Source organism: Mesorhizobium sp. M1322, assembly GCF_040318085.1.
GTDB lineage: Bacteria > Pseudomonadota > Alphaproteobacteria > Rhizobiales > Rhizobiaceae > Mesorhizobium.
In genome coordinates this window covers 1-12,316 of sequence record NZ_JAMYLP010000128.1, presented here as the reverse complement: position 1 = coordinate 12,316, position 12,316 = coordinate 1, and the positions used below count along the sequence as shown (strand labels likewise).

Genomic DNA, 12,316 nt, shown 5'->3' with positions numbered 1-12,316 from the left:
CGAAGCCTGGGTCTTCATCGCCCACATCCGCCTGCTCACGCGTCGCCTCGCAAGACCTTGAAATTGCACCAGTCGTTTTGATTCAGACACTAAGATTGGAAGCCGATTCCGAATGGGATCGATCTGCCCCACAAGCCGCGCCGCGAACCGAACGCCGATGGCAGCCGACGCTCTATCTGCCTTGGCCGCCTCGATCCGAGCAACATGATCGATGCGCTCGAGGCAAAGAGCCTTATTGCAGATGATGCACCGACCGGGAAGAAGCTCCGAGTACCCCTTCAAGCGACCGTGACAGCCGTGTGTAGTGTTGCATCGCATTTTCTACAATCACGGGGTTAATAACCTCGCTACCGTCGCGTACGATCTTTTGTATGGCGCCTGGAAACAGAAACAGAAAAAGCAGCTTGTGAATATCCCCGATTCTCCAGAAAAAAGAGGATCGGTTGATACGCTTGTACAAGAGTCTTGTTTTCTCCGCTCCCGAATATGCAATACATGGCACGCCGTAGCTCATTGCAATTACACCAAAGTGCAGTCGAGTGGTAATCAGCAGATCAAGCGAAGACGCCTCGCCACATGCATCTTCCACGTCAGTTAAAATTTTGCTGCTGCAATTATCTTGTGTCAGGTTGGCGCAAAATGCTCCGAAATGCCCATCTTTTTTTGGATTGATTTCATAGAAAATGAAATCAATATCTTTGCGAATTCGTGTTACAATCTGCAGTATGCGTTTTGCCAACCGAGACCGACGGGACGAACCAAGGTAGATATTGAGCCCCACACGTAGACGCGAGCGCCCTTTGTCATATCTACTTCCAGAAATTCTGCGGGAGGTCGTCCATACGACGTCATCCAAGAACTCGCCTTCGGTGTTCGCTTGTGCAAGGAGTTTTAGATCCTCGCGATTTCTCAGTGTTACATAGTTTAGGCGCCTTATAAGTTCTTGGCGTGCAACGGGTACAATTTCATCGATGTCTTTTCCTGAGCCTCCTATGGAAAATGCAAATAGCTTGATAGATTTTTTTTTAGTGTATTCTAGAATAAGTCCAAGATCATCGTTGAAATCCTGTACAACTTCGGAAGGTTGCCGCCTCGGGATAAGGAGTCCGCCTCCCCCAAATATAACTACATCGACAGACTCGACAAATTCTTTGACATCAGAGCATATCTTAAAACCCCAATCCATTTTGTCGGAGCGCCGCTTAGCATAAACTATTGGATCATGCCCTTCATCTTTTACACACTTGGAAAAAAGATAGGCCATGACATTGTCGCCGAGATTCTGATAGCTGTAAAAGCCAAATATCCCGACCCGGAGAACCGGCGTCATGCTGCGCTCCTCTGAAGTGCTCGGCGCTCGGGCTTATGCGCGAACGGGGAGCGACTACTTTTTTGAACGAGTCTGGTTCCGATCCGAATTTCGCGCACACGCGATAGGGCAGAAGTATTGGTACAAGGTATACCAAAAAAAATCACTCCGCTGTGCCCGGGGTAACAGCGGCAGTTCTCTGAGACGTTTAAATCCAACAAGTTAGATCTGATCGACTGGAAGCCGTTGGAATAACCCTCCTTACGGACTGCAAGTGCTGGCCCAAAAAAGGAAGGGCACACGTAGGACTCGGGGTTCATCTCCATGCGGCATGCACCCACCGGGGCGTGGCATGTCACTCCAATGCAGCAGCACTGATATCGGGACACATGGACCAAAAGCGCGGCTGGGCTTGGGAACGCACCCAACGGATAAATTCAGCGCGATCGGTGCGGCGATATGAAAGTACAGGGTGCGGAAGGCAAGATTGAGTTGGGGCGTCGACTGCGTATCGCTCATGTCATCACCCGTCTCATCAATGGCGGTGCTGATGAGAATACTGTCCATTCCTGCAATTGGGCCGCGCAAAGAGGGCATGATGTTGTCCTGCTGCATGGCGAGACGGTCCAGCCGGAAATCATAGCTAAAGTGGACCCGCGGGTGGAACTCATTGGCGTCCCGGGCCTGACTCGGTCCATTTCGCCTGTCTCCGACCTGAGGGCATTGTTGGCTCTCACCCGGAGATTCCGCGCCTTGAATGCCGACATCGTGCATACGCATACCAGCAAGGCAGGCATTCTCGGGCGTCTCGCCGCATGGGCGGCGGGGGTTCCAGCGATCGTTCATGGCGTGCATATCGTGCCTTTTGTCAATGTCGGCGTCGCCGAGCGGTTTGCTTATCTCGCCTTGGAAAGGCTGGCAGCGCCGATCACCAGCGCGTTCATCAGTGTGAGCGAGGGCATCCGCGACTTATGCTTGAGCGCAGGAGTGGGACATCCAGATAAACATTATGTCGTCCAATCCGGATTCGATCTCGATCGTTTTCGCAACGCCGCTCCGCCCGACGGTTGGCGCAATTTGTTGCGCTTGACCCCGGACGCGCCGCGCCCGCCCGTGCTCTTGATGATCGCGGCTTTCGAGCCACGCAAGCGACACACGGAATTTCTGGGCGCTTTCAACAAAGTCGCCGCCCGGTTACACGACGCGGTGCTTGTGCTCGCGGGCGACGGGCCGCTTCGCTCGACCGTGGAATCGCGGGCCAAGCGGCTTGGGCTCGAGCGGCAAGTGGTCTTTACCGGCTATCGGGACGACCCCGAGCGGCTGATCGCGCTCGCGGATCTCTGCCTGCTCTGTTCCATGCGGGAGGGATTGCCCCGCGTGGTCATGCAATATCTCGCCGGTGGTAAGCCTTGCGTCGCTTGCGATCTGCCAGGTCTTCGTGAAGTGCTCCGCCCTGGTATCAACGGTGTGATTACACCCCCGGATGATTTGGCAGCCATGGCCGACGCCATTGCTGCCCTCCTGGAGGATCGTGCAAGACTGGCCTGCCTCGCCCAAGGTGCCGCAGCGGCGACGGATCTTTCGAACTGGGACGTCAAGCTGGTGGGCAAGCGGACCGATGCCATTTACCGGGAGGCTCTTGACCAGCATCGGGCAGCCAAGGGAGTGTCAACAACACCTCCTGTCCGAAATGTGGCGCTTCCGCGGTGAACGGTGCAGCCTATGGTTTGACGGTGATCGGGCAGCTTGCCGGATTGGTGAGCGGTGCAAACTTTGCCGATTTCGGAGATGACGTGGAGGGCGTCGATCTGGACGACAAGGGGATCGATGCGCTGAAAGGCAGTGAGATGCCAAAGAGGCATCTTCTTTTTTGCACATGGGACGGGGTTGTAATCTTGGTGGCCGCCTTGGCTCCAGGAACGCTATCCGGCGGATTGATATGATTGAAGCAGAAGTTGCCTCCGCTTATCCGACGAAGACCCCGCGAGCCGAAGCTCTTCCCAGCATACGTGTTCTGCTCGTGCTCCCAACCTATTTTCCTGAGTCATATGGCGGCGGCGAACAACAGGCGCGGCGATTTGCTCGGGCGCTGGTTGAAAGCGGCGTTTCCGCAACCATTTTGGCACCCAGACTGTCGCACTCGACCCCGAAACGGTCCGCCGTCGACGGGGTCCCTATCCATCGCCTTCGTTTGCGCGCGGCTCCGTATTTGGGCGGGCGCCATATGCTGTCGTTCCTGTCGTGGTGTGTCCAGGTTTTGATCTGGATGCTGCGCCGTCGCGACGAATTCGATGTCGTACATATCATCCATGCCCGACTTCACGCTGTTCCGGCGGCATTGGCAGGAGCCGTCCTGCGCAAACCGGTTCTCGCAAAATTGGCCCGGGGCGGACGGTGTTTCGATCTCGACGTTGTGCGCGAAAAGAAGATCATCGGTCGCTGGGCGTCCGCCTTGATTAGACGTCACGTCACGGCGTTCATGGCCAATAGCCGCCAAATCGCTAATGATCTGAAGAGACACGGCATCGACGCAGATCGCATTCATATGATTCCGAATGGGATCGATCTGCCCCGCAAGCCGCACCGCGACACGAGCGCCGATGGCAGCCGACGCTTTATCTGCCTTGGCCGTCTCGATCCGGAAAAATGCGTCGAGCACATGATCGATGCGTTCGCGGCACTTCCCGCCGACGCAAAGGCGCAACTCGCCATCCTGGGCGATGGCCAGTGCCGCGTCCCTCTCGAGGAACAGGCGGCCCGGTTGGGCCTTTCCGGCAAGGTCACATTCGCCGGGGCGGTCGAAGATGTGTTTCCCTTTCTGTGGGAGGCTGATTTCTATCTTTCCACCTCGGCGTCGGAAGGCATGTCAAACGCACTGCTCGAGGCCATGAGTTGCGGCGTGGTCCCTATCATCACCGATGTCAGCGGTGCGTCCGACGTTGTGGAGCATGAACGCAGCGGCTTCTTGGCTCGCTCGCAGGTGGAGTATTGCGGACTCCTTCGTCGCGCGCTCGGCCTATCGGAAGCCGAGCGCGATGAGATGGCGCGGCGCGCAGTACAAACAGTCACTGCGCGATTCAGCATGGAAAGCGTCGCAACACGGCAAATGAGGTTGTATGCCACTCTTGTGGGACACGGCCACCCAGATCGTGAGGCGATAGGTGATTAAGGAGCAACCTCGAAGCCGGCCCAGGCAATGACTATTGATGCCGGAGAGCGGCGCTGAACGAGATTCTTGATCGCCTACAACGCAGCAAAGAGGCCAGTAATTAGCCATGACGGTCGACTTCGCGAAAAGCTGAGCTTCGTGGCCAGGGAAAAGTGCCCTGGATGCGGCAGTATCCGCTGCGATAATGACTTAGGTTATGAAGCGATGGAGAAAAAGGTGAGCGCCTGGGGATCCACCCCGCGAGGCCTTGGGCGAGAAAATAGCTCATGAGGTTGGAGCACGCTTGCATGCACTGAAGCGTGGCAGTCCAATTGGACAGTCCGGAGCAGGTCAACTTGGACGAGGTAACTGGACATAAAAACCTGACACGAAGGGCAGCCAACGGCCTCTCGTGGTCGGGTGCCACATTGCTGGTCCGAATCTTTTTGAATGTCCTGGTCACGGCCGTTCTCGCGCGCCTGCTTTCCCCACAGGAGTACGGCGTTGCCGGCGTTGCGCTGATCATCGCAGCCGTCGGCAATAACATTGCCAATCTCGGCATGTCGCAAGTCCTGGTCCAGCGACGGGACGTCGACGAGCGCCATATCGGAACCGTAGTTTTCTTGTCCATGATAATCGCTGCCATTCTCGGCTTGCTTCAATGGGTGTTTGCACCGCAGATTGCCGATTTCCTTCATGTGCCGGAGTTGGTCCTTATTTCGCGACTCCTTGCGGTGATGATGGTCGCGAACGCGTTCAATCTGACAGCCGAGGCTATTTTGTCGCGGCACCTGAAATTCAGAATATCCTCCACGGCGAGTCTGGTCGCTTGGATTGCTTCCCATGTCGGCCTTGCCATTCCGCTCGCCTACTTTGGACTCAGCTATTGGGCCTTGGTGGTCGCGTATATGGCCGAGGCATTGATCCTGGCCAGCATCTATTTCTTCATCGCCAGGGACTATCTCGTGAGGCCCAGTTTCGACATGCAGTCCTATCGCGATATCCGCAGACAGAGCCTAGGCTATTCGCTGGCTGGTATATCATCCGTCACCGCCAAATATATCGATAATGTCATTGTCGCGCGGTTGATCGGCACTGCAGAACTGGGCATTTACTCGCGAGCGTATTATCTGATTGCTATGCCAGCAAATCTGTTCGGCAATCTGAACAAGAGCGTCGTTTTCCCACTTCTGTCGAAGGTTCATCACGACAAGGCCAGGCTATGCAGCGCTCAGCTCAAGGGGTATGCTTTGACGGCGGCGCTTGCTCTACCGACTAGCGCATTTCTATGTTGTTTCGCAAAAGAGATTGTTCTGACAATCCTCGGCCAGAAATGGATGGATGCCGTCGCTCCCATTATCATATTCTCTGCAGTAATTTATTTCCGCGTGGGTTATAGAGTGTGTGCAGCCGTGACGCTTGCGACGGGCCAAAGTTACCGAACGGCCTCCATGCAGATCATTTACATGGCCCTTGTCGCTTCATTCGCGTTCTTCTCGGCGCCCTATGGCGTGAACGCAGTGGCCTTTTCAGTGTCCGGCGCCATTGCGACGAGTTTCTTCCTCTATGCGGCGATGACTTGTCGGATGACGGCATTATCAGCTCTGGATTTCGCGCTCGTCCATGCGCCGCCTGTCGCATTCGCCGCTGTGGTGTTCGCCACCGGCTCGGCGGTCAAAATGCTGCTTGCCGGATCGCCCGACTATCTTGTGCTCGCGACCGGACTTCTCGTTATAGGTACATTGTCCGTTGTCACTGTCTATCTGAGAGCGTCGCTACTCTTCGGAAAACATGGTGCGGAAGTCTTGCAGACCCTAACATCCAAGAAAACGAAATGGATTAGATTTGCATAGCCAACGATACCCTGCACACTCGGCGCCTCTCCGACTGCCCATCCGACGATTTGGGGTGCGCGATCACATCATAAGTACGGGGATTGGAGACACAGTCGGCGGCCTTGAGACGGTTGGCCTCCTTTCCTTGACGAGGAGGCGATTGCCGTTTTCTCTCACCGGAACGGCTGCTCCTCCAAGCCGTTAACCGCACAAAGTCAGAAATTATCACCTCCATAATCGAACAATTCCGCGGTTGCGCGGGTGCTTTCCCAAATCCGCTGTCGTGCTGAACGATCGAGGCGGGCAACCGCTCGCGTGTTGACGTCTGATGCGATGTGATCGGATGCTTCGTCCAATTTTATCCGCAGCTTTTCGCCAGTTGCGGCGTCTGCGTTTGCCTTTCGCGCCGTCCCAAATGATTTAACCTTAAACCTGATCTTTCCGTCCTCCGCTGCCGCTATGCCGAGCGCGTCGTAAAGGCTTCTAACAAACGCATCCGGTGATTGGATCAAATCCTCGAATCGAAGCGATAGCGCATCACGCTTCCTCGAGGCTTTGAACATCAGGCTAGTCACATCATTGTACCATTTGATCGCGCTCGCCTCGCTGAGACCGCTGCGTATCAGCCCTTCGCACATCGGCAATGGATGCCGCGTAAGCACAAGGTTCCGCGCTTCCATAAAGCCGCGCGCAATCGCGTCGTCGAATGCGATGTAGTAGTCCATCACCTTCAAAACGACGTAGCGTGCTTGGGCCTTTTCGTTGCGCTCCCCAGAGAGGACGGTCTCGGCAGTCGCTGCGCGCATATGCCGCCAAAAGACGGGAACAGATGCCCAGTTGACGGCCCCGCCAATATGGCACGCAGCCTTGCGCAGCTTGTGGAAGCGTCCGAACACTCCCACATGCCATTCGTACTTTGGCATCAACACATCCGGCGAACTGCCGATGATATTCCAGACAATGCTTGACCCACCTCGGCCAAAGCAATTCAATAGAAGTGCATTGGGCGGAAGAGCCTTGCCCGGCCTAGTGAGAGGCGAAGCACCGATCCTGTCGGCGGTCTGCATCTGCTTTCTCCGTTATAGCATCAGGCGCGACACACTTTCCCTGGCTGTCGTTGAAAGGCTAAACCGAAAGCTATGATATGCTGCGGAGCTTGTGAGGAGAAGCGCGATATTAAGAGGTCACATCCCGAAACCAGCAATTATTGGCACACGACAATGACCAACCAACTTTCTCGCCGGGACCTGGCGCGGGCCGCATGCGCCGCCCTTGTGCTGACGGCATCCGGTCGCCTGGGACGGGACGCTCGCGCCGCCGGTCCGGCGCAAGGCTCGCAGCCGAACGCTCACTCCTGGCATCCTGGTCTGTTCCCGGAAATGATTGTAAAATCCTGGTTTCAGGAGGATCTGGCCGAAGGCGAAGTCTCCTCGTGGCAATCGGGCGGCGTGAAGCCGGTGGCTGCGATGCAAGCCGAGCCCTCCCTGCGCCCGACAAAGCTTCCGAATAACGGCGGCGTTCTCTTCAAGAAGGGCACGAAACAGGCATTGACTTGGCCTGCCGATAATGATGCCCCGTATCTTCACCGCTGGTGGTTGGTGATCGCCCGGTGCAATTCGGCAGTCAACGCCGACGCGAATAACGTTTCCGTTCTTTGCGTCAATGGCGCGGAGGGTGGCCCGGTGCATCGCCAGCCCCAGGTCTGTTTCAAGCCCTCGGCCGGCACATTCGTTTCGCGGCTCCATGACGGCAAGCTCAAGAGCGAGGAAGGGCTATGCTCGACGGATTTTGGCGACTGGAATGTCATGGTCGGGTACCGCCGCGGATTAGTGATGCAGGCCATGGTGAATGGGGTCAAGACGGCCGGCCAGACGATTTATGCATTGGCACCCAACCGGATGAAATCGCAGAGCTTCATGGGCGATGTGAACAATCCGATGAGGGCCGATGTCGCGATCGACTGCGTCATCATCGGACAAAGCGAACTAAATGACTCCCAGATCGACAGGCTAATGGGATGGGGCATGTGGCGCGTCGGCCGGCAATCCGCCCTGCCCGGCGATCATCCCTATCGCCAGAGCCCTCCTTCAGCTGTGGATGCGAACGACAAACCGGAACGTTATGCGTTCGATGCAGCCTCGTGGGCGTCCTGGGCAGCCATCGGCGATGAGCGATATGCTCATCGTGGTGAGGCGGCGCCCCCGATCCGCGCTTACACAACGGTTTTTTTTGACGACTTCGAATCCAACTCGGTTGTCGATAATTCCACAGGCGCGCAAAGCAGCATCTGGTATGCGCCGACCCATCTGACGACCGTTGGTGTTGACGCCGCTACCCCGCCGATCTCGGCGTCGCCCTCCTCCTATGTGCACGACGCCACCAGCCACACGCTGGCGCTCCGGCTCTTGCATAAGGGCCGTTGGAGAACAGGTGCGTTCTCTTCCGTGAACAACAATGGCCAAGGGCGGTGTTGGGGAAAGGGGATCTTTGAGATCCGCGCCAGACTGCCGAAGATACTCGCGCCCCGCCCTGGATTTTTCCCTGCTTTCTGGGCGTATGGGAAGGAGCATCTATTCTGGCGGACGCGCAATCGTCTTGAGACGGACTTTTGGGAATATGACGGTCTCAATGGGGCCTATATCAACATCAGCCAGCACGTGCACAAACCCAGGCTCGGCTATGCAGATCCACATATCACGCCACGTGACGTGCGCCGGAAAATCGCCGGCTATCAAGTCGATCCATCAAGTGGTTTTCCCAGCACGATCGACGTATACGATGGCGAATTTCATACTTGGTACGCGCAGATCGAAGATGATTATACTTATTTCGTGATCGACGGCTATGAAGTGGCGCGCGTTCCGACGACACCGGAACTCGCAGTAAAAAAATACATCATCGTGGATTTCGCTTACGATAAAAAAAAGGGGCGCGCTCAACCGGACCCGTCGCAGACGTATGACATGGTGATTGACTATATAAGGGTCCGGCAGACGGAAACGGAACTGGCCAGGGTCCCGACGGCCTTCAGCGCATTGCCGGCCTTCTCGGGCCGGGCTTCGCCGGGCCAGGCGCTGACCGTCGTGCCGAACGTTATTGCGTCGCAAATAGAATGTCTATGGTATCGTGACGGCGTTCCGATCGTGGGCGAAACCGGCACAAGCTATGAGCTCAGCTCGCGGGATGTCGGGCATAAGATTCGCTGCCATGTTCGCGCGGTTTCTGTGCTCGACCAGCCAGAAGCCTGGACCCCGGAGAGCGAGACCGTCGGCTAGAACGTATCGACTGCGCGACACCAGGATGCGTTCTCGTCGGACTGCTGAAGAGCTCTGCCACCAGTAAGCCTCCCCGCAGCCGAGGAGGGTGAGTTTTCCCAACAGGTGGAAACCTCTTCGATTTGCGACTGCCACAGAGCAGCGTGAAGTGTTTCTCCGCGGGCTGGCATTGATACATCCAACAAGTTCTGTTTCCGGGAAAGAGAACGTGCTAAAAGGATATCGCGCCGCGAGGGGGCTGTGATGCGTTATCTCCTCACATTCGCGATACTGAGCCTCTTCCTGCCAATCAGGCTCGAGACGGGTCTTGTATTGCTGCGTCCGTTCGAGCTGATCGCATTGCTGATGCTCTTTTTTGGCCTGGCGACGGGGCGTTGGCGAAATTTGGCTTTTTCAGCCGGTTTTCTACTGCTCCTGCCCTTCTTGGGCTGGCATATGGTCTCGGCCTTCAGCGTGGACGCAGAGAACGGCCTCCGCGAGCTGTTGCAGATGTCCACTGTGGGCGCCTTTGCGTTCGCCATCGCACAGGAGGCTAGATGGCTCGAGACGCAGAAGGCCGTCAACATCTTGCTTTTCGGCATGGTGCTGATCCTCGCCTATACGATCACCTGGCATGTCGCCCATGGCTACTTGGTCGGTTGGAAGCATCTGGTCGATCCGAGACTCGCGTTCACCTTCCTTCCAATTGCGCTCGCAGGGCTCCTCCTCTTCGTCAACCGGGGCAAGCGGCGCGCCCTTTGGTTGGTATGGGCGGGGATACTTCCCCTGCTCGTGCTATCCGGGGAACGCAAGGCGTTTTTGATCTATGTCTTTCTGACCGCCGCGCTTCTGATGCGCGGACGGCTCGCTGCGATGGTGCCAGCGATCGCCGCTGGCTTCGTGGCACTTTTCGTGCTGTCGACCACGATCAATAACGCCTATGTCGAGAAGCAAATGCAGACCATTCTCGATCCGCTGAGCATGGGGCAATACGAATATCTGATCGCGAAGGGGAAATTTGCCCCCGGAGACACCCCGAGCAATGTACAGCGCGCGTTTGCTTTCACGCTGTCCAGACAACTCATCTCCGAATATCCACTGATGGGCGTGGGTACGAACCAATTCAAGAATATTATCGAGACGGATTTCAGCGCACTTCCTGACGAGTTGCAGCTTGGGATACATGGCGAGTTTCAACGTATCCTCACCGAGAACGGCATCATTGGGCTCAGCCTATATTTTCTCATATGGATTGCAGCATGGTTTCGCTTAAGCCGTACTCTAAGCTGGGCGCTTTCTCACGGATTGATCGGAGCGGTCCAGGCACGGCTTCTGCCCCTCGTGCTCCTTGTTCCTTGCGCCTTTTACGTTGGAACAGAAGCCTCCGGCACACGAGCTTTCGTTACGCTGAGTCTTGTCTCGCTCCTGCCTGAATTGACGCGGCACGGGCTTTGCCTATCATTACACAGGATGCGGAGGAGCCACCCCAGGGGCATGAGACATCCTCGATTTCTCGCGAGCCCCTTGCCAGGAAACGCGAGATGAGTGTTTCGGTTATCATGACATGTCACAATGAAGAACGCTTCATCGTGCAGGCAGTGGAAAGCGTGATTAATCAGACCGCGTCGAGTCACATCAAAGAGGTCATAATTGTCAATGATGGCTCGAAGGACGGCTCGTCGGAAGCGATTGCATCGCTGGGTAGCAGGGAGCCGCGCCTACATGTCCTGACGACGGCGGGTATCGGACTTTCATCGGCGAGGAATCTTGCGATCAGACATGCTGCCGGCGATCTTATTGCAATTCTCGACGGCGATGACTTCTGGGCCGAGGACAAGCTTGAGCGTCAATTAGCCGTCTTGGGCAATGGCTGCAAGGCAGGTCTTGTCTATGGCGATTTTGTCGATTTTTCCGCTCCGGATCTGTCCGATGCTCTACACGTCGCCGTGCGCCGCTATCGCGCGGACCAATGCGATACACTGCGGACATATTTTCTTCTTGATGGGCCTATTATTCCTTCCAGTGTGGTTATGCGGCGGGAGATGGTCGAAGATATCGGGTTATTCAACGAGGCATTCGGGGTTGGAGAGGATACAGAGTTTTGTTTGCGCGCAGCCGAGCGTTGGACATTTCAACATGTAGCCGGAGCACTCGTCTATAAACGGCGCCATGGCTCAAACATAACCCGCAGACTCGACGCGCTTCTGCCGGTAGGCGAAGGCCTCACGCGAGATTGGGCCATGCGACGGCCGGAACTTGCGCACCTCGCTCGTCGGCGCAACGCGCGTTTGTGCGCAAAGGCGGGCAATGATTGCGTGGCTCAAGGCGAAATGAAACGCGGAGCGCGCTTGCTCATTCGCGCGATGTGGCACGATCCATTGTCATGGCGGGTGTACGTTTACTTTTTTCTTTGCGCCCTGCCGAGGGGCATGGATCCGCAGGTGCGCCGTGCAGCCAAGCTATTGTTCTACCGCGCCTTTCGCAAAGGCTTTGCTGACGGATCTTAATGATGCTGGCTTCCCGCTTCGCGCGATGAAGGCGGCAGCACTCGCCGGATTTTGATTCCACCGCGTTCTGCAACCGACGGCGTTGAAGCCACATTGTCGATGCAGCATCGATCGCTGCCTTCCGTCCCCGGAGGCGGGCCAAGAACGCACCATCCATGGCAGTATATTGTAAGCGATGTCCCGACGGCACCTTTCGGTGATCGGCGTGAAGGACGATGTTCGGAGCCTTTGAGGGCTTCGACACATGACGATTTCAGAGCTTA

9 protein-coding genes are annotated in these 12,316 nt (G+C 56.3%); 7 read left to right on the top strand and 2 right to left on the bottom strand.

All coding sequences use genetic code 11. The features are described from left to right. Positions 1-232 precede the first annotated feature (232 nt). On the bottom strand, positions 233-1,330 hold the full coding sequence (locus NKH12_RS28165; RefSeq protein WP_352956135.1) for a polysaccharide pyruvyl transferase family protein: 1,098 nt from the start codon (positions 1,328-1,330) through the stop codon (positions 233-235). Between the two features lie 438 nt (positions 1,331-1,768). Here NKH12_RS28165 and NKH12_RS28160 point away from each other — a divergent pair, with 438 nt between their 5' ends. From NKH12_RS28160 to NKH12_RS28145, 4 genes are all read left to right on the top strand, one after another. Beyond that, positions 1,769-3,019 (top strand): glycosyltransferase, encoded by a 1,251-nt coding sequence (locus tag NKH12_RS28160; protein WP_352956134.1) that lies wholly within the window; start codon positions 1,769-1,771, stop codon positions 3,017-3,019. Next, positions 3,016-3,252, top strand: coding sequence for a hypothetical protein (locus NKH12_RS28155; RefSeq protein ID WP_352956133.1), 237 nt, complete (start codon positions 3,016-3,018; stop codon positions 3,250-3,252). The genes NKH12_RS28160 and NKH12_RS28155 overlap by 4 nt, the downstream gene beginning before the upstream one ends. Beyond that, on the top strand, positions 3,249-4,478 hold the full coding sequence (locus NKH12_RS28150; protein ID WP_352956132.1) for a glycosyltransferase: 1,230 nt from the start codon (positions 3,249-3,251) through the stop codon (positions 4,476-4,478). The genes NKH12_RS28155 and NKH12_RS28150 overlap by 4 nt, the downstream gene beginning before the upstream one ends. A gap of 335 nt (positions 4,479-4,813) precedes the next feature. Beyond that, positions 4,814-6,310 (top strand): lipopolysaccharide biosynthesis protein, encoded by a 1,497-nt coding sequence (locus tag NKH12_RS28145; RefSeq protein WP_352956131.1) that lies wholly within the window; start codon positions 4,814-4,816, stop codon positions 6,308-6,310. Positions 6,311-6,507: 197 nt separating this feature from the next. Here the strand turns inward: NKH12_RS28145 and NKH12_RS28140 are convergent, their stop codons facing one another. Next, a complete protein-coding gene (locus NKH12_RS28140; RefSeq protein WP_352956130.1) occupies positions 6,508-7,359 on the bottom strand; it encodes a sulfotransferase in 852 nt (283 codons plus the stop codon). A gap of 153 nt (positions 7,360-7,512) precedes the next feature. On the opposite strand from NKH12_RS28140, the gene NKH12_RS28135 reads away from it, so the two are divergent. The 3 genes from NKH12_RS28135 to NKH12_RS28125 all read left to right on the top strand — a co-directional run bounded on the left by NKH12_RS28135 (position 7,513) and on the right by NKH12_RS28125 (position 12,053). Beyond that, on the top strand, positions 7,513-9,567 hold the full coding sequence (locus NKH12_RS28135; protein WP_352956129.1) for a hypothetical protein: 2,055 nt from the start codon (positions 7,513-7,515) through the stop codon (positions 9,565-9,567). Between the two features lie 243 nt (positions 9,568-9,810). Beyond that, positions 9,811-11,091 (top strand): O-antigen ligase family protein, encoded by a 1,281-nt coding sequence (locus tag NKH12_RS28130; protein ID WP_352956128.1) that lies wholly within the window; start codon positions 9,811-9,813, stop codon positions 11,089-11,091. Beyond that, a complete protein-coding gene (locus NKH12_RS28125) occupies positions 11,088-12,053 on the top strand; it encodes a glycosyltransferase family 2 protein (protein ID WP_352956127.1) in 966 nt (321 codons plus the stop codon). The genes NKH12_RS28130 and NKH12_RS28125 overlap by 4 nt, the downstream gene beginning before the upstream one ends. Positions 12,054-12,316 lie beyond the last annotated feature (263 nt).